Annotated in this window: 16 protein-coding genes; 9 read left to right on the plus strand and 7 right to left on the minus strand. The window is 46.9% G+C overall.

Features of this window, described 5'->3' with window-relative positions; translation table 11 throughout:
* Nucleotides 1–162: 162 nt before the first annotated feature.
* Complete coding sequence (locus SB724_RS00375) at nucleotides 163–1569, plus strand: SpoVR family protein (RefSeq protein ID WP_410569703.1); 1407 nt, start codon at nucleotides 163–165, stop codon at nucleotides 1567–1569.
* A 37-nt stretch (nucleotides 1570–1606) separates the two neighbouring features.
* On the opposite strand, the gene phoA is transcribed toward SB724_RS00375, so the two are convergent.
* Nucleotides 1607–2986, minus strand: a complete 1380-nt coding sequence (phoA, locus tag SB724_RS00380; RefSeq protein ID WP_224181913.1) for an alkaline phosphatase PhoA — start codon at nucleotides 2984–2986, stop codon at nucleotides 1607–1609.
* 458 nt (nucleotides 2987–3444) lie between these two features.
* On the opposite strand from phoA, the gene SB724_RS00385 reads away from it, so the two are divergent.
* Nucleotides 3445–4269 carry a C40 family peptidase gene (locus SB724_RS00385; protein WP_410569706.1) on the plus strand — a complete coding sequence of 275 codons (825 nt, stop codon included), beginning with the start codon at nucleotides 3445–3447 and terminating at the stop codon, nucleotides 4267–4269.
* A gap of 68 nt (nucleotides 4270–4337) precedes the next feature.
* Here SB724_RS00385 and citR read toward each other — a convergent pair whose 3' ends face one another.
* Nucleotides 4338–5213: a transcriptional regulator CitR gene (gene citR / locus SB724_RS00390; RefSeq protein WP_410569708.1), complete on the minus strand. Its 876-nt coding sequence runs from the start codon at nucleotides 5211–5213 to the stop codon at nucleotides 4338–4340.
* 109 nt (nucleotides 5214–5322) lie between these two features.
* Between citR and SB724_RS00395 the strand changes: the two genes are divergently transcribed.
* The 4 genes from SB724_RS00395 (at nucleotide 5323) to SB724_RS00410 (ending at nucleotide 10576) form a co-directional block, all read left to right on the plus strand.
* Nucleotides 5323–6426, plus strand: a complete 1104-nt coding sequence (locus tag SB724_RS00395) for a citrate synthase/methylcitrate synthase (RefSeq protein ID WP_045207585.1) — start codon at nucleotides 5323–5325, stop codon at nucleotides 6424–6426.
* Nucleotides 6427–6505: 79 nt separating this feature from the next.
* Nucleotides 6506–7375: an SDR family oxidoreductase gene (locus SB724_RS00400; protein ID WP_342794534.1), complete on the plus strand. Its 870-nt coding sequence runs from the start codon at nucleotides 6506–6508 to the stop codon at nucleotides 7373–7375.
* A 327-nt stretch (nucleotides 7376–7702) separates the two neighbouring features.
* Nucleotides 7703–9106 carry a branched-chain amino acid transporter BcaP gene (gene bcaP, locus SB724_RS00405; protein WP_088462355.1) on the plus strand — a complete coding sequence of 468 codons (1404 nt, stop codon included), beginning with the start codon at nucleotides 7703–7705 and terminating at the stop codon, nucleotides 9104–9106.
* Nucleotides 9107–9220: 114 nt separating this feature from the next.
* On the plus strand, nucleotides 9221–10576 hold the full coding sequence (locus SB724_RS00410) for a sodium-dependent transporter (protein ID WP_038457445.1): 1356 nt from the start codon (nucleotides 9221–9223) through the stop codon (nucleotides 10574–10576).
* Nucleotides 10577–10612: 36 nt separating this feature from the next.
* Here SB724_RS00410 and SB724_RS00415 read toward each other — a convergent pair whose 3' ends face one another.
* Genes SB724_RS00415 through sigM form a run of 3 tightly spaced genes read right to left on the minus strand, consistent with a single transcriptional unit; the run spans nucleotide 10613 to nucleotide 12448 of the window.
* Nucleotides 10613–10903, minus strand: a complete 291-nt coding sequence (locus SB724_RS00415) for an anti-sigma-M factor (protein ID WP_003155315.1) — start codon at nucleotides 10901–10903, stop codon at nucleotides 10613–10615.
* A complete protein-coding gene (locus tag SB724_RS00420) occupies nucleotides 10891–11967 on the minus strand; it encodes an anti-sigma factor (protein WP_410569709.1) in 1077 nt (358 codons plus the stop codon). Before SB724_RS00420 ends, SB724_RS00415 begins: the two co-directional genes overlap by 13 nt.
* Nucleotides 11957–12448: an RNA polymerase sigma factor SigM gene (gene sigM, locus SB724_RS00425; protein ID WP_003155312.1), complete on the minus strand. Its 492-nt coding sequence runs from the start codon at nucleotides 12446–12448 to the stop codon at nucleotides 11957–11959. The genes SB724_RS00420 and sigM overlap by 11 nt, the downstream gene beginning before the upstream one ends.
* A 238-nt stretch (nucleotides 12449–12686) precedes the next feature.
* Here sigM and SB724_RS00430 point away from each other — a divergent pair, with 238 nt between their 5' ends.
* Nucleotides 12687–13286, plus strand: a complete 600-nt coding sequence (locus tag SB724_RS00430) for a lysophospholipid acyltransferase family protein (protein WP_007610331.1) — start codon at nucleotides 12687–12689, stop codon at nucleotides 13284–13286.
* Nucleotides 13287–13330: 44 nt separating this feature from the next.
* On the opposite strand, the gene SB724_RS00435 is transcribed toward SB724_RS00430, so the two are convergent.
* Together SB724_RS00435 and cueR are read right to left on the minus strand one after the other, a co-directional pair.
* On the minus strand, nucleotides 13331–14665 hold the full coding sequence (locus tag SB724_RS00435; protein WP_003155308.1) for a hemolysin family protein: 1335 nt from the start codon (nucleotides 14663–14665) through the stop codon (nucleotides 13331–13333).
* A gap of 61 nt (nucleotides 14666–14726) precedes the next feature.
* A complete protein-coding gene (gene cueR / locus SB724_RS00440) occupies nucleotides 14727–15152 on the minus strand; it encodes a Cu(I)-responsive transcriptional regulator (RefSeq protein ID WP_007409263.1) in 426 nt (141 codons plus the stop codon).
* A gap of 179 nt (nucleotides 15153–15331) precedes the next feature.
* Here cueR and SB724_RS00445 point away from each other — a divergent pair, with 179 nt between their 5' ends.
* Both SB724_RS00445 and SB724_RS00450 read left to right on the plus strand, forming a co-directional pair.
* On the plus strand, nucleotides 15332–16516 hold the full coding sequence (locus tag SB724_RS00445; protein WP_044801950.1) for a pyridoxal phosphate-dependent aminotransferase: 1185 nt from the start codon (nucleotides 15332–15334) through the stop codon (nucleotides 16514–16516).
* Nucleotides 16517–16548: 32 nt separating this feature from the next.
* Nucleotides 16549–17793 (plus strand): beta-ketoacyl synthase N-terminal-like domain-containing protein, encoded by a 1245-nt coding sequence (locus SB724_RS00450; RefSeq protein WP_038463734.1) that lies wholly within the window; start codon nucleotides 16549–16551, stop codon nucleotides 17791–17793.
* Nucleotides 17794–17879 lie beyond the last annotated feature (86 nt).

Consider the following 17879-nt stretch of genomic DNA (forward strand, 5'->3'; position numbering starts at 1 on the left):
ATCGCTCCTTTTTTTTGGGGTATGGTGTGTGTTTTACCCACTTACATATAAAGCAAACGGCGCGGATGTGCCGAAAGTTTTCAGCCGGAAACCGGTCTGTTATTTCATCTTTTGAGAGGAGGGGTCATACATTATAAATAAGTCCAAGTAGGGGGGATTCGGTTGAACGCGGAGGAGACAAAAGGTTTACAGCGGGCAATTGAGGAAATAACCGAGATTGCGAAGGGTTTCGGCCTTGATTTCTACCCGATGAGATATGAAATTTGCCCGGCTGAAATTATTTATACATTCGGCGCGTACGGCATGCCGACGAGATTCAGCCACTGGAGTTTCGGTAAACAATTTCATAAGATGAAACTCCATTATGATCTCGGTTTGAGCAAAATTTATGAACTTGTCATTAATTCCAACCCTTGCTACGCTTTTTTGCTGGACAGCAATTCGCTGATCCAAAATAAATTAATTGTAGCCCATGTTCTTGCCCATTGTGATTTTTTCAAACATAACTGCCGCTTTCAAAATACGAACCGGGACATGGTTGAGAGTATGGCGGCTGCGGCGGAGCGGATTAAGCATTATGAAAGAATTCACGGGATAAAAGAGGTGGAGTCCTTTTTAGATGCCATTCTGGCGGTTCAGGAGCATATCGATCCGTCGCTCGTCAGGCCGAAGCTGCTGTGGAGCGTCGATGACGAAGAGGAGGACGAAGAAGAAACCGCGCCATCGCCTTACGATGATTTATGGGGAATGGATAAGCCGAAGCAGGTGAAAAAGAAAAAAGGGAAAAAACCGTTTCCGCCCCGGCCGGAAAAAGATATTCTGCTGTTTATCGAAGAACATTCGCGGGAGCTTGAACCGTGGCAGCGTGACATTTTAACCATGATGAGAGAAGAAATGCTGTATTTCTGGCCGCAGCTGGAAACGAAAATCATGAACGAAGGCTGGGCATCCTATTGGCATCAGCGGATTATCCGCGAGCTTGACCTGACTTCAGATGAAGCCATCGAATTTGCGAAGCTGAACGCAGGCGTCGTTCAGCCGTCAAAAACGGGAATCAACCCGTATTATTTAGGGCTGAAAATTTTTGAAGACATCGAAGAGCGTTATGACAACCCGACAGATGAAATGAAAAAAACAGGAGTAAAGCCCGGTTCCGGACGCGAGAAAATGTTTGAGGTCAGGGAAATTGAATCGGATATATCATTTATCCGCAATTATTTGACGAAAGATCTCGTAATGCGTGAGGATTTGTATTTATTCCAAAAGCAGGGCAGGGACTATAAAGTGATCGACAAAGAATGGAAGGCCGTGCGAGATCAGCTCGTGAACATGCGGGTGAACGGGGGATTTCCTTATCTGACCGTCAATGACGGGGATTACCTGAAGAATAATGAGCTTTATATTAAACATTGGTATGAGGGAATTGAGCTTGATCTGAAATATTTGGAGAAAGTGCTGCCGTATCTGTACCAGCTGTGGGGCAGGAGCGTGCACATCGAATCTGTTCTTGAAGACAGAGAAGTGATGTTTTCGTATGACGGCAAAGGAGTGCACCGGAGATATCTGTAAAAGAAGAAAGGATGCGGGGAAACCCCCGCATCCTTTTTTATTTTCCGTGTTTCAGGATGTGAAAGATCTTTTTGGCCTGATCCGTGTTGTTTAAAAGCCCCGTAAATGACTCTCTTCCCGGACCGTATGCGTAAACGGGAACTTCTTCGCCCGTATGATCGCCGGTTGTCCAGCCGCTGTTGGTTTTCGCATTAAAGAGCTTAATGATCGCTTTGTAGACGCTCTTGTCAGCATCCTGTTTTGAGGCCGTTTCGATCTGTTTGATTTCCGCTTTTGACCATTTCAGGTCTGTATAACGCGCAAGCACGGAAGATACGGATTTGCCCGCTTTGATTTGGTCAGCCATAAACGCCGGTGTTTTTTTGGCGGCAAGAATCGGTTCAACATGCCAGTTTTTATCGTCATTCGCGCCGATCGTCAATCCGCCGGTGGTATGATCAGCCGTGGCAACGACAAGCGTATGTTTGTCCTTTTTGGCAAATGCGATTGCTGCTTTATACGCTTTTTCAAAATCCTTCATTTCACTCATTGCGCCGACTATATCATTGTCATGTCCCGCCCAGTCAATTTGGCTGCCTTCGACCATTAAGAAAAACCCTTTTTTATTCTTGTTCAGCCTGTCGATCGCTGCCGTTGTCATGTCTTCTAATGAAGGGACGGCGTTTGAGCGGTCGATTGCTTTGTCGAGTCCGCCATCGGCAAACAGGCCGAGAATCTTCTTGTTACGATCCTTTTTGAGCTCCTGTTTTGATGTCACGTAGCTGTATCCCGCTTTTTTGAAATCCTTTGTTACATTGCGGTCTTTACGGATAAAGTTTGACTTGCCGCCTCCAAGGAGCACATCGACTTTCTGTTTTCCGTTGATGCGGTCATCAAAGTAGCTGCTTGCGATGTCATCCATGTTCTTTCGGGATTTGTTATGGGCTCCGAATGCCGCAGGGGTGGCGTGCGCAATCTCCGAAGTTGCGACAAGTCCGGTGGATTTCCCTCTTTGTTTCGCTTCTTCGAGGACGGATTTTACCCGCTTTCCTTTTTTATCGACTCCGATCGCCGCGTTATACGTTTTCACGCCTGTGGCCATTGCCGTGCCAGCCGCTGCGGAATCGGTAATATTGGAATCAGGATCGTCAGGATAAGTCATCATCATACCGGTGAGATTGGGATCGAATGCCGTCAGTTTCATACCATCCGAAGGCTTTCCTTTGTTAATGACCGAACGGTAGGCGTTCATATAGGGAGCGCCCATTCCGTCGCCGACCATGAAGATGACGTTTCTGATTTCGTTTTTGTCAGGCTGTTTTTTTGCCGCAGCCTGTTCGGAGTGCTGAAGCCCCGCGCCCGCAATCAGACCGGCTGTCAGTACAGATACGGCTGCCGCCGGCAGAAGTTTTGATCGAACCTGTTTAAATAGACTCATTCTCACTCGTCCTCCTTTAATCGTGTCTGCATGTCTAATGGTAGGGGGTGTTTGTAAAGAGCGCCTGTTTCTCCTGTAAATTTCAGGTGAAATATTGTTAGAAATGTAAATTCCGGTGTAACTTATGTTTTCAAGAAAGAGTGAAAACCATTCACTTTTTTGAAAAAGATGAGGATTTTTTTAACAAGGAGTTATTTGGAAAGTAAACTGCTTTGTTTTTCCAAAATACGAGGATCACAGGAAAAAAACATGACAAATTGACTCGTTTTTCGTCACGTTTGAAATCAAATTGAAATATTTAATACCCTTAAAAACTTTTTTCTAAAACGAATTAGTAAGAAATTTGTCACGGGAAGTCAAGTCTATTTCTAGTGGAAATTGAACCTTATAATAGGAAACAGATAAAAACTTTAAAAAAGAGACAAATAAAATAGATAGAATCATTCAGGGAGGAAAATATGAAAAAGCAACTTGTTACAGCAACAACGGCAGTGGTTTTGGGGACGACTTTGTTTGCGGGCGCGGCATCTGCGCAAACGATTAAGGTAAAAAAAGGCGATACATTATGGGGACTTTCAAATCGGTATGGAACGTCAATTAATTCCATTAAATCTGAGAATAAATTAAAATCGGATATCATTTACATCGGCCAGACGCTTTCGATTAACGGTAAATCATCCTCAGGTTCAAGCTCAAGCAGCAAGTCATCATCGTCTACATATAAAGTCGTAAAAGGCGACAGCCTTTGGAAAATTGCGAATAAATATAAAATGACGGTAAACCAATTAAAAAGTTTAAACGGTTTAAAAACGGACCTGATCCGCATCGGACAAGTTCTTAAAGTAAAGGGATTAACTTCCGGTTCAACGTCTTCAGGATCTTCGTCATCAAAGCAGCCTTCATCCAGCCATAATGCTGCACAGACGAGCCTGAATGTAAACAAGCTGATTTCTGATGCGCAATCTTTAACCGGCACGCCGTATGTATGGGGCGGAACAACGACTTCCGGCTTTGACTGCAGCGGATTTATCTGGTACCTATTAAACAAACAGACGAGTGTCGGGAGAACGAGCACTGCGGGATACTGGAGCTCAATGAAGAGCGTGTCCAGCCCGTCAAGAGGAGACTTCGTCTTCTTTACAACATATCAGGCCGGCCCTTCACACATGGGTGTGTACATCGGAAACAACAAGTTCATCCATGCCGGTTCTGACGGCGTCACAACAAGTGATCTGAATAACAGCTACTGGAAACCTCGCTACCTTGGCGCGAAAAGATTCTAGCAGCGATAGAAACCCGTTCATCAGAACGGGTTTTTTATTTAGACGGGACAGAGCTCCATTTGTTTCACCTAAAAATGAAAATGTGATAAAAAATCTAAAAAGGTTTTCTTTTTTTCATTTTCATAGAGGGCGATGGCGTACGCGCCCGCGCTCGGCATCTGGGTGAATTCGCACGGAATTTCAATCATGCTGCCTGCGGCGAGTTCGGCCCGTACCGCTGACAGCGGCAGAAATGAGACGCCCAGCCCCTCTTTAATAAATCGTTTCGTAATATGAGTCTGTGTCACCTTCATTGTCCTGACGAAAGAGAACTGTATTCTGACCTGGCGGAGCAAATCATCCCAATAGTCAGGATGGTTATGGGTCAAAAGCAGATATTGTCCGAACAGGTCTTTCACTTCATCCGCCTTCCCTGTCCCGGGTTTTCGGCCGGGCGGCGCGACGAGGACAACGGGGTCATTGTACAGGGGGCGGCAAGTGAGGGAAGATGATTGCACCTTTAAGCAGCTCAGTCCGATATCGGCTGAGCCGTTTCTGATTTGAGAGGCGATTTCTTCCGATTCGAAAATGGTGACCGTCATTTCGGTTTCTTTATTGTCCTCTGTATAACGCTTCATGACAGACGGGAGAACGGTGTCGGCGATAAGCGGCGAAACAGCGAGTGTCAGCGTGTGCGAGTAGCCCTGGCGCACCCTGTGCAGCTCCGCCATGCTGTTTTCATAGTCTTCCAAAAGCCTCATGGCAAACGGCACGTATGCTTTTCCTTCTTCCGTCAATTGTATTTTCCGGCCGCTCCGCTGAAACAGCTTGCAGCTGATTTCTTTCTCTAATAATTTTATATGAACGGTGACGGTCGGCTGAGATAAAAAAAGCGTTTCCGCCGTTTTTCTGAAATTCTCATATTTTGCCGCGGTGACGAAGGTGTGAAGCCATTTAAAATCCATAGATGCACTCCTCTGATTAAAAGTTTTAATTAATTCCCTTAAAAATATTCATTATTTTTTAAATATTATATTTACTATAATAACAGAAAGAGGATAAGGGGGAATGAAATTGATTTATCGTGGATTGAAAGGGATTACTTGTGCAGAAACGGCTATCAGCCATATTGACGGAGAAAAGGGGCATTTAATATATCGCGGCTATGACGCAAAGGATATCGCGCTGCAATTCAGTTTTGAAGAAGCGGCGTATCTCATTTTGAACGGGACGCTTCCTGATGAGCGGCAATTGCTTGCGTTTCAGGAAGAACTTGCAGCCGAGCGCGGGCTTCCGAAACATTTGATCGACTTACTGGAAACGCTTCCGGATGAAATGGACGACATGGCGGTGCTGAGAACGGCTGTTTCAGGTTTGGGCACAGATTCATTTACATATCCGCCCAAGCCGGAAGAAGCGATTAAACTGATTGCCGTCACACCGACGATTATTGCGTACAGATACCGCCGTAAACAAGGGCAGGAAGCGTTGTCACCTGAGGCGCGATACGGACACGTTGAAAACTATTTGTATATGCTGACAGGCAGGCAGCCGTCCGCAGCCCAAAAGAAAGCGCTTGAGACGTATATGATTCTGGCGATGGAGCACGGGATGAATGCATCGACTTTTTCAGCGAGAGTCACCGTTTCGACTGAATCGGACTTAGTGTCTGCCGTCACTGCCGCACTGGGTACGATGAAAGGGCCGCTGCACGGAGGCGCACCTTCAGGCGTCACGAAAATGCTTGAAGACATCGGGGAAAAAGAAAATGCAGAAGCGTATTTGGCAGCGAAGCTTATGAAGGGAGAACGCCTGATGGGCTTCGGACATAGGGTGTACAAAACAAAAGACCCGCGGGCGGAAGCGCTGCGCATAAAGGCTGAAGAAGTGGCGGGAAATGATCCGTCGCTTGACTTGGCGCTTTATGTGGAGAAGGAAGCCATCCGTTTGTTAGAGCAATATAAGCCCGGACGGAAGCTGTATACGAATGTGGAGTTTTACGCAGCGGCTGTGATGCAGGCCATTGATGTCGACAATGATTTGTTTACGCCGACCTTTTCAGCGAGCAGAATGGCAGGCTGGTGCGCACACGTGCTTGAACAGTCCGCTGACAACATGATTTACAGGCCGTCTGCGAAATACACCGGCGCTTTTCCCGAAACGGCTCAGCAGCTTTAATTACCGGCATATTTGTCCGTTTAACTCCCCGCGCTGCGTGGTATCGTCTCAGTAATACCAATTGGAGGAGTGTGAGAATATGAATCCGATGGACAGACAGACGGAAGGACAAAAGCCGCAGGTGCAAAAACGCCAGCCCGGTATTGAGTCAGACATGGAGCCGAAACCGCTCTTGGAGGACCCGGATGTAAAAGGGTCGGACAGATTAAAAGGAAAAGTCGCCGTCATCACGGGTGGAGACAGCGGCATCGGCGCAGCGGCTGCGATCGCTTACGCGAAGGAAGGGGCGGATCTTGCCATCCTGTACCTAGACGAACATGCCGATGCCGAGAGAACGAAAAAGCGTGCGGAAGAATACCAGGCCGAATGCCTGTTAATTCCGGGAGACGTCGGTGATGAGGCGCATTGTCAGAAGGCGGTCCGGCAAGTCTTAGATCACTACGGAAAAATAGATATTCTCGTTAATAATGCGGCTGAGCAGCATCCGCAAAACGGGATTCTTGATATTACAGCTGAACAGCTGGAGAAGACATTCCGTACAAACATGTTTTCTATGTTTCATATGACAAAAGCCGTGCTGCCTCATCTCAAAAGAGGGAGCGCCATCATTAATACAACGTCGATTACCGCTTATCAGGGAGACACTTCATTGATCGACTATTCGTGCACGAAAGGCGGCATCGTTTCCTTTACGCGTTCAATGGCGATGTCATTGGCCGATCAGGGGATCAGAGTAAATGCGGTGGCCCCGGGCCCGATCTGGACCGCTTTGATTCCGGCGACGTTTACTGAAGAAAAGGTGGAAAAGCACGGTCTGGACACTCCGATGGGAAGACCGGGACAGCCTGCGGAACACGCCGGAGCTTACGTGCTTCTGGCTTCAGACGAATCTTCCTATATGACGGGGCAAACCATTCACGTAAATGGCGGCAGATTTATTTCGACATAATACGCAAGTCTTATCCCGCGCTTTTAAAAAGTGCGGGATTTTTATTTGAACGTATATATGAATACGATTTTAAAAAAATGGAAGTCGCCAGCTGAATCACTAATGTTAATATTTCACAGAAGAGAATCCGCTGAGTTTTGCTTTATGAAAAATAATATATAGAATTTTCAAAAAAGTTATTTTCATTTTTATATTTTTCGCTATAATATGATGTAGGAGAAAGGGATGATGTGCTAAAACATTTCATGCGAAAAATAAGAATTTAGTCATTATCGCTATTGTTATCTGAATATTCTAACATATATTGATTTACAAGGAGTGAAGCAGATGAAGGGGAGCGTATTCAGAAAGAAAAGCATTCAGGACCTGCTTGCCGCAACGAGCGGGGAAAAGTCGCTGAAAAGAGAGTTAGGGGCCTTTGATCTGACCCTTCTGGGGATAGGGGCCATCATCGGAACGGGAATTTTTGTATTAACCGGAACAGGCGCTGTCACGGCGGGGCCGGGGCTGACTGTTTCATTTGTCATCGCCGCTCTTGCGTGTTTATTTGCGGCTTTGTCATATGCCGAATTTGCTTCAAGCGTCCCGGTTTCAGGTTCCGTCTACACGTTTACTTATGCGACACTGGGTGAACTTCTCGCGTTTATCATCGGATGGGATTTAATCTTGGAATATATGCTCGCCGTCAGCGCGGTTTCGGTCGGCTGGTCCGGCTATTTTCAATCATTCTTGGCGGGCTTCGGCATTCATCTTCCGACCGCATTAACGGCCGCGCCGGGATCCATTAAAGGCACGGTCACATTCTTTAATCTCCCCGCATTTGTTATCGTGCTTGCGATTACATTCCTCCTCTACTTAGGCATTAGGGAATCGAAGCGGGTCAATAATATCATGGTCATTTTGAAGGTTCTGGTTGTTCTATTGTTTATCGCCGTTGCGGCCGTATATGTCAAACCTCACAACTGGCAGCCGTTTATACCGATGGGTTTCGGCGGTGTTTTCAGTGCCGCGGCGCTCGTTTTCTTCTCTTTTATCGGTTTTGACGCCGTCTCTTCCGCCGCTGAAGAAACGAAAAATCCGGCGAAGGATCTGCCGAAAGGAATTATCTTTTCATTAATCATCTGCACCGTGCTGTATGTGACCGTATCGGCGATTATGACGGGCGTCGTTCCGTTTGCCCGCTTTGAGGGCGTTGACCATCCCGTGTCTCTCGTCCTGCAGATGGCCGGACAGAATTGGGTGGCCGGGATTATTGATATCGGCGCAGTGTTGGGAATGACAACGGTGATGCTCGTCATGCTGTACGGCCAGACGAGGGTGATGTTTGCCATGTCCCGTGACGGTTTGGTGCCGGGGGCGCTTTCAAAAGTCCATCCGAAGCATAAAACGCCGCACGTGGTGACATGGGTGTTCGGCATCCTGTCGGCATTACTCGGCTCGCTCGTCCCGCTTGATGAACTGGCGAAGCTGGTGAACATCGGCACGCTTGCCGCGTTTGTCCTGATTTCCGTGGCGGTTATCGTATTGAGAAAGAAACAGCCTGATCTGCCAAGGGCTTTTAAATGTCCGGGGGTTCCCTTTATTCCGGTATTGTCCATTCTGTTCTGCGTGTTTTTGATTATTAACCTTGGCGCCACCACCATATTCCGTTTCTTTATCTGGCTGATCATCGGTCTGGTGATTTATTTCTTATATTCAAGAAAGCATTCGAAATTAAACGGGGATTTGTAAGGAGCGGCACCCGCCGCTCCTTTTTATTTTTCGGAATAATGAAACATATTGAAATGGGCTTAAGTTATCGCAGCGAATAAGGGATAATATAGGGCGGAAGGGAAGTGGAAAGTCGTGTCTGACCAAAAAAGGGTTCAATGGGCCTCAAAAATAGGATTTATTATGGCCGCTGCCGGTTCGGCGATCGGCCTGGGAGCCATTTGGAAGTTCCCTTACGTAGCGGGTACGAACGGAGGAGGCGCTTTTTTTCTTGTATTCGTCCTCTTTACCGTGCTTTTAGGCTATCCGCTTTTGCTCGGTGAATTTATTTTCGGAAGACGGAGCCAGACAAATGCGATTGATGCCTACAAACAAGCCGCGCCGAAGTCGGTATGGCACCTCACGGGTTATGTGGGTGTGGCGGCCTGTTTTTTAGTTTTGTCTTTTTACAGTGTTGTCGGCGGGTGGATTTTGCTTTATGTGTTAAAAGCCGTTACCGGTTCTTTATCCGGGCTCACTCAGGAGCAGTACGGCACGGTGTTCGGGACGGTCATTGAAAATCCGATCCAGACTCTCATTGCGCAGCTTGTATTTATGATCATGACGGTGGCGGTCGTCGCAAAAGGCGTGCAGAAAGGAATTGAACGTGTCAGTGCGGTGCTGATGCCGATTTTATTCGTGCTGTTTCTATTGCTTGTGCTGCGATCAGTCACGCTCGATCATGCCGTTGAGGGGATTAAATTTTTATTGGTTCCGCACTTTGAAGATTTGACGCCAGAATCCATCCTATATGCTTTAGGACAGGCGTTTTTTACATTAACGCTCGGTGTTTCGGTCATGGTGACATACAGTTCGTATCTGCCGAAAACCCAAAATCTTCCGGGTTCGGCGGGTTCCATTGTTATGATGAATGTGCTCGTCACGCTGTTTGCGGGACTGGCCATTTTCCCAGCGGTTTTTTCGTTCGGCTTTAAACCGGATGAAGGGCCTACACTGCTGTTTACCGTGCTGCCGGCTGTGTTTGACCGGCTGCCGTTCGGCTCGCTGTTTTTTATCAGCTTTTTGGCGGTCTTTTTCTTTGCCGCGCTGACTTCGGCCTTTTCGATGGTGGAAATTATCGTGGCGACTGTCGGGAAAGGTGATGAAACGAAAAGAAAGAAGCTGTCGTGGACAAGCGGTCTGCTCATTTTCTTAGTCGGAATTCCATCCTGTTTATCATACGGTGTTCTCGGTGATGTTCATTTGTTCGGAAAAACGTTTTTTGATCTTGCGGATTTCACCGTCAGCAATGTGCTGATTCCGCTCGGCGCTTTATTAATATCAATCTTCGTCCCGCTGAAAATACCGAAGCAGGAGCTGTTTGCCGAGATGAAAAGCGGTTCCGCCATCGGCTATCGTTTCTTTCAGGTGTGGTATTTCCTTCTGAAATATCTCGTGCCGCTGGCTATCATCGTCGTATTGCTGCATTTAATCGGCGTTCTTTCATTTTAAAAAAACAGGCCCCCGTAAAAGGGCCTGTTTTTATGTTTAAAAACCGAATTGCAGATTCGTATCAACCGCAACGATCGTATATACACAGACAATGACGAACAGATTGAGAATGACACCGAGCAGTCCCGGGCCCGTCCGTCCTTTTTTAATAAACAGCTCAATGATGCCGAACGGCACGGCGGCCATCGCAAACGGCAGCATCTGATAAGAATAGAAAGTCACATTGCTGATGATTGCCACGTTCAAAAGCAGCAGCGACAAAATCGCGGTACCGACTGATATCCAGCCGAAAACATTATGCTCTTTAAAAATTCTTACCAATTCCATAATTCCACCTCACCGATGTTTGCTGCTTTTACTGTTTTGTTTTTCAGCAGACGTTCGATTTCTTTTGTCGGCCCCGTCACGACAGAGCCGTATACGTTCATTCCGTGATGTTCAACATAGTCGATTCGGTTGCCAAGATTCATGTCTTTGCGTTTCGATATTGCATGCGCCCATTTTTTATGGCGGGACATAAATTCAAGGGCATTGATAAATTGTTCACGGTCTGTCTGTCCTTGCGTTTCGAAAGAGGACACCATCTTGGAATCTTTCCCGGGAAATCCTAACGGCTCGGCATAAGGACTGTCTTTCAGATTTTTCTCCGTTTCGACCGCGTTCCATAAAAACTTCACATCGTATTTTTTAAAAGTCGAATATACTTGAGAAGAAGGGTAGGCCCGGTCATAAGAAAGATAGACCTCCGCCACGCTTCCTTCAGGCAATTTTTTTAATGTCTGTCCGGCTTTGTCGATCGTGCGTTCCTTTAAGCCGGAAGGATGGGCGAAATAATGCTTTGCCTGTGCCGCGTCTAGATCATAGTAGTTAACGGCAGGCGATTTGACCGTATCTAAAAACATTTCAATCCGTTCTCCGCCGACGGATTTCGTTTTTGTGCCGATCTGCTTTTGCAGCGGAAATTCCGTATTCATTCCAAACAGCTTCACCTGGCTTTTCAGTCCGGAGGTATCGACGAGGACGTTCGGCATTGTGGTCGCCACCGTCACTGCCGCGGTCTCCATTAATTGATTGCCGGTGCTTTCTTTTCCTCCCAGACCGTAATAGAGGTAGCTTCCTAAAGTGCAAAGCGGCAAAATCATCAAAGTGGAGATGACGGCGAGAACTGAAATCCGCAAATACGATTTGCGTTTTCCGTATGATAAAATGGCCTTCTGTTTTTCCGGGCTGATGCCGACGTCCCATTCCCGGTCGTCCTGCATTTCGCTTTCAATCAACTCCTGATAGACTTCCAGCTTTTCCAGCTCTTCTTCAAAGGCGGCCATTTCTCGGTCGCTCATTTCTCCATTTTTGTATTGGTAAAAACGCTTTTTAAATTCTTCATTCATCATTAACACCTCTATTATAAAGTGCTTTCAGCCGCTGTCTGGCACGAAATAAAACACTTTTAAAATTAGCCTCTGAAATATTCATAATATGGGATGCTTCTTTGTAATTCAGTTCTTTTAAATAATACAGTGTTAAGGCCTCCCGATAATTGTCGGGAAGTTCGGACATATACCCTGTCAGCACTTCCTTGATTTCAATCTGATGAGCCGGGCTTTGAACAGCCGTCTGAAAAAGGCTCCCAATTAAGTCATCGGAAATGGTCACTTCCTTTTTATGTTTTCTGACATAATCTATAAACGCATTTCTCGCCACTTGAAAAAGCCATGGCTTTACTTTGCTGTGGTCGTAGGAGTGAATGTGTATGTATGCCCTCATAAAGGTTTCCTGCAGCAAATCTTCAGCGAGATGCTTGTCTTTTGTCATGGAGAGCAGGAACCGGTAAACATCATTCATATACATTTGGTAAATTTCATCGATCGTCACTGCCTTTTCTCCCCTCTATGTTATACACGCATAAGAAAGGTTTAAAGTTGCACGTTCCATGCAAACGGCTTAAATTCATTTTCACCTCATCAAACACCATTTCTCTATAGTACCCAAAATCCGTCATAAAAGATAGAGATCGGCGGAGGAAAAATATAATTATTAGTACCAGGTAATAAAAAATATTGTTATAATAGAGAGAGAACACTTTTGATCATTACAACAAAGGAAGTGCGTTATGTATAAGTTTTGTGCAAATGCCATCAAATGCATTCTATCCCTGCGCGGAGGAGTGAAAGTGTACAATAAAGAGAATCTTCCGTCTGATAAAGGATTCGTTATCGCGTGCACGCATGCGGGCTGGGTGGACGTCCTCACGCTCGGTGTCGGGATATTGCCCCATCAGATTCATTATATGGCGAAAAAAGAGCTGTTTCAGAAAAAGTGGATCGGAAGTTTTTTGAAGAAGATTCACGCGTTCCCGGTTGACCGTGAAAATCCGGGCCCGAGCAGCATTAAAACGCCGATTAAGCTTCTGAAGGAAGGAAAGATTGTCGGGATTTTTCCGAGCGGTACGAGAACATCAGAAGACGTCCCGCTGAAAAGAGGGGCCGTGACCATCGCCCAAATGGGAAAAGCGCCGCTCGTTCCGGCCGCATATAAAGGGCCGTCTACGGGAAAAGCGCTGTTTAAAAAGGGAAAAATGCGGCTTATCATCGGCGAGCCGATTTTTTTGGAGGACTTTTCCGATCTTGCGCCGAAGGAGAGGCTTGCGGCCATGACAGAAGAGCTGAATGCCAGAATTAAAGAGCTTGAGAAAAAACTTGAACAATTGTAAACGAAAAAAGCTTGCCGTCTGTATCAGACGCGCAAGCTTTTTTGTTATGCTTCTTTTTGTTCGGCGGTTTCCAGCAGTTCATCAAACGCCAGTTTTTTCACTTCGATATATGCGACGTGGTGGCCGTCAATTTCATTAATGATAAATTCGCAGCCTTCTTCGATAATCGAGTCGTATTGTTCGACGTCGTATTTCTGGGTAAGGAACCAGCCGCCGATGGTGTCGACCTCGTCATTTTCTAAATGGATGCCGAGGAGTTCGTTCACTTGATCAATCAGGACCTTGCCGTCAAGCATGTAATGGCCGTCGCCGAGTTTGCGGATTTCATTGATTTCATCGATATCAAATTCATCACGGATTTCCCCGACGATTTCTTCAATAATGTCTTCAACCGTGACAAGCCCCGCGGTTCCGCCGTATTCATCCGACAGAATCGCCATATGAACCCGTTCCTTCTGCATTTTTACAAGCAGATCGTGAATCGGTGCCGACTCAATCACATGGATGATCGGATTGACAAAATCGGTAATCGGCGAGTCGACTGATACTTCGCCGCTGATGCAGGCGGTCAGCACTTCTTTAATGTTAATAACGCCGATAATATTATCTTTGTCACCCTCTTCGACAGGGTACCGGGTATATTTTTCAATCTGAATGATGTCCATCATTTCAGAAATTTTGATATCATGCGGCAGACTGACGATTTCCGTACGCGGAATCATGATTTCTTTTGCAAGTCTGTCGTCAAATTCAAAGATTTTGTTCACATATTTAAATTCAGACTGGTTGATTTCACCGCTTTTATAGCTTTCCGATAAAATGATGCGCAGCTCTTCTTCAGAGTGGGCAAGCTCATTTTCAGACACCGTCTCCAGACCGAACGTCTTCGTTAAAAGACGGGCAGAGTTGTTCAGAAGCCAGATAAACGGGAACATGATGCGGTAAAACCAAATCAGCGGTTTCGAAAACAGCATTGAAACGGCTTCCGCTTTCTGGATGGCGACTGTTTTCGGCGCCAACTCTCCCACGACCACGTGTAAGAATGTAATGATCGCATAGGCGAGAATAAATGAAATAATATGCGATAATGAGCTTGGTACGTTTATCTTTGTGAAAAGCGGATGAAGCAAGCGTTCAATCGTTGATTCGCCTAAGACACCAAGACCGATGGAAGTCAATGTTATGCCGAGCTGGCACGCCGATAAATACTCATCTAAATGCGTGGTCACTTTTTTGACACCGATTGCGGCTTTATTTCCTTCTGCTATAAGCTGGTCAACCCGTGAGCCTCTGATTCTGATTATCGCAAACTCAGATGCTACGAAAAATGCCGTCAGCGCGATTAAAACCGCGACTAAAATCAAATTCACAATGTCCAATTAGAACCTTCACTTCTTTTGGGAAGATGAAGGTAACACCTCCTGTTAGTAAGATAATGGTTTAACTTAACAGCAGCATAAATGATTGAAGCACTGCAAGCTTTTCAGGAGCCAGCCTTTTTTTCAGCTGGGCGCGCTCCTCTGGTTCAAGCTTTTCAAACCGATTCAAGATCACGGAGATGTTTTGATTCATGTGATCAATTTCCGATGCCAGATTTCCAATATCGTCAGGCAGGGCTGAAGAGGGAAACTGGTTCTCCAGTCGATCTTTTATATCAGACAGGGCCAATCGCTGCTTTTTACAAGCGACTATAAACTTTAACCGATTAAGTGCAAGTGTATCGTAGTAACGATAGTTCGAACAAGACCTGTCAGGCTTTAAAAGCCCGAGGTTTGTGTAGTAATCCACCGTGCGTTTCGTTACACCGGCAAGCTCTGCTAATTCACTGATGCGATAAGTCTCAGCCCCATCTAAATCCCTCCCCAACCATCACGTTATAGTTATGAGAATAGTTTAATATATGAAGGGGAGTTTGCACAAGTTTATTGTTTTCCGTCTTTCTCCTGAAACGGCGCGGCGGGCTGTCTGAAAAAGCGTTGACTGCGCCATGTAAATCTTTCATAATCATTGTAAATAGAAACGGAAGAAAAAGACAGAAGGGACAGATGACAGTGGCTGGTTTATCACGGGAAGTGACACAGAATCTGGAGAAAGGTTCATGGATACGCAAACTATTTGATGAAGGCGCTCGGCTGAAAAAAGAGTTCGGCGCCGATAAGGTATTTGACTTTTCGATAGGAAATCCGGTTGCGGAGCCGCCTGAAACATTTAAGAAGGCGCTTTGCGAAGCGGCTGAAACAGGGCGGCACGGATACATACAAAACCAGGGGCTTCCGGAGGCGAGAGAAAAGGTTGCGCGCTTTTTGTCAGAGCGGTTTCAGACAGAAATTTCCGCCAGGCATACAGTCATGACGGTCGGAGCCGGCGGGGCGCTGAATGTCGCGCTGAAGAGCATTTTAAACCCGGAGGAAGAAGTCATCCTTCTTTCGCCTTATTTTGCGGAATATAAAGCGTATGTTGAAAATTACCGCGGCAGACCCGTCATCTGCCCGCTGACTGACTCATTTGAGATTGATATTGAAGCGGTTAAAGGTGCGATCACCCCCCGTACGAAAGGACTGATCGTTAATACGCCGCATAATCCGACGGGGACTGTGCTCAGCCAGAAAAACCTTAACGAATTAGGCGCTTTATTAAAAGAAGCCGAAGAGCGGAACGGCCAAAGCATATTTATTTTATTTGATGAACCGTACAGCCAGCTGATCTACGGAGAAGAGCAGGCGAATCCGTTTCAGGCGTATCACCGCGTGATTTTAGTCAGTTCGTTCAGTAAAGATCTCGGCATTGCGGGGGAAAGGCTCGGGTATATCGCGGCAGACGCCCAAATGCCTGAGGGCGATCTTCTGACGGATGCGTTCGTTTTCTGCAACCGGACGCTCGGCTTTGTGAACGCTCCGGTCATGATGCAGCGCGCCGTGGCGAAAATGGATGATCTTTCGATTGACGCTGAACCTTACAGAAAGCGGAGAGACCTTATGGTGGACATCCTCACAGAAGCCGGCTTCGAATTTGAAATGCCGAAAGGAGGCTTTTTCGTCTTTCCGAAATCACCGATTGAAGACGAGGTGGCGTTCTGCATGCATGCCGCACAGAAATACAAACTATTGATCGTACCCGGCAGCGGATTTGGAAAAAGCGGCTATTTCCGATTATCTTTCAGCGTGCCTTCAGAACAGATCAGACAGTCGCGCGATGTTTTCAAAGCACTGTATCAAGATTTTTCTTCATAGCTTCCAATACATAAAGATGGGAGAGCGGACAAATGTCGAGGAGAAATAATGGCACGTCAGACATCAGCATTACAGGAATCGGAGTCTTAACCGCGGTCGGACAAGGCAAGGAGGCGTTTCTCGATGCGCTTATGGAGGGGCGGCACGCCTTTGATGTGATGAAACGGCCCGGCCGGCAGAAAGGCAGTTCGTTTATCGGCGCGGAGCTTAGCGAATTAACGCCGCCGGACGCGCTGTCCAAGCGCTTGTACCGAAGGGCCGCATTATCAGGAAAGACGGCGCTTATCGCTTTATATGAAGCGTGGCATGACGCTCAATTAGACGGCGCTGACCACAGCCGCACCGGTCTGATCATCGGCGGCTCGAATATGACGCAGCGCGAATTGCTGCAGACCTTTGAGAAAAACGGTGAAACGCCGCAATTTGTAAATCCGACATACGGGCTTTCTTTTATGGATAGTGATTTGTCGGGGCTTTGTACGGAGCAATTCGGGATAAAAGGGCCGGCCTTTACGGTCGGCGGCGCGTCGGCAAGCGGCCAGGCGGCGGTTATCCAGGCTGCTCAAGGAATCAAAGGAGGCCTGTTTGACCGATGTATCGTGATCGGGGCGCTGGCCGATCTGTCGTACATGGAGTGTCATGCTCTCCGTTCTTTGGGAGCGATGGGCACTGATACATACGCTGAACGGCCTGAAGCCGCCTGCCGCCCGTTTGACCGGCATACGGACGGGTTTATATTCGGAGAGGCGTGCGGGGCGATTGTGCTGGAACGCGCTGAATCTGCCGAAGAGAGGGGCGCCCGTTCGTGGGCCGGCTTAAAGGGCTGGGGGATGGCTTCCGATGCGAACCGCAACCCGAATCCTTCAGCAGAGGGCGAAATGACGGTGATCCGCCAGGCGCTGGAGCGGGCTGGTCTTTCAGCAAAAGAGATCGATTACATCAACCCGCACGGCACCGGTTCACCGATCGGTGATAAGACTGAATGCCGGGCGCTTTCTGAAAGCGGCCTGTCGCACGCGCGGATTAATGCGACAAAATCGATTACCGGACACGGTCTGAGTGCGGCCGGAACGGTGGAAATCATTGCTGCTCTCTTGCAAATGCGGGAAAACAAGCTTCATCCGATCCGAAATTTAACGGAGCCGATTGACGATTCATTTCAGTGGGTGACCGACGGGCCGAGCGCCCATACCGTACACCATGCGTTAAGCTTAAGCATGGGATTCGGGGGGATTAATACGGCGCTTTGTTTAGAAAATCATTTCCGAAGCAGATAACGGCAGCCTTCTTTTTGAAGGCTGTTTTTTATATGATGAAAAAATCTGAAAATGATGAAAGAATGGAGTTGTGATACAATAAAATA

It is taken from the genome of Bacillus sp. SIMBA_031, from assembly GCF_046535225.1.
In the GTDB taxonomy this organism is placed as follows: domain Bacteria; phylum Bacillota; class Bacilli; order Bacillales; family Bacillaceae; genus Bacillus; species Bacillus velezensis.

Bases quoted from the DNA above. Each gene is read 5' to 3' on its own strand.
- bcaP (WP_088462355.1), top strand. From the start codon at position 7,703: ATGAAGGGGAGCGTATTCAGAAAGAAAAGCATTCAGGACCTGCTTGCC.
- SB724_RS00415 (WP_003155315.1), bottom strand. From the start codon at position 10,903: ATGGAATTGGTAAGAATTTTTAAAGAGCATAATGTTTTCGGCTGGATA.
- SB724_RS00445 (WP_044801950.1), top strand. From the start codon at position 15,332: ATGACAGTGGCTGGTTTATCACGGGAAGTGACACAGAATCTGGAGAAA.
- SB724_RS00400 (WP_342794534.1), top strand. From the start codon at position 6,506: ATGAATCCGATGGACAGACAGACGGAAGGACAAAAGCCGCAGGTGCAA.
- citR (WP_410569708.1), bottom strand. From the start codon at position 5,213: ATGGATTTTAAATGGCTTCACACCTTCGTCACCGCGGCAAAATATGAG.
- SB724_RS00450 (WP_038463734.1), top strand. From the start codon at position 16,549: ATGTCGAGGAGAAATAATGGCACGTCAGACATCAGCATTACAGGAATC.
- phoA (WP_224181913.1), bottom strand. From the start codon at position 2,986: ATGAGTCTATTTAAACAGGTTCGATCAAAACTTCTGCCGGCGGCAGCC.
- SB724_RS00420 (WP_410569709.1), bottom strand. From the start codon at position 11,967: ATGATGAATGAAGAATTTAAAAAGCGTTTTTACCAATACAAAAATGGA.
- SB724_RS00385 (WP_410569706.1), top strand. From the start codon at position 3,445: ATGAAAAAGCAACTTGTTACAGCAACAACGGCAGTGGTTTTGGGGACG.
- SB724_RS00430 (WP_007610331.1), top strand. From the start codon at position 12,687: ATGTATAAGTTTTGTGCAAATGCCATCAAATGCATTCTATCCCTGCGC.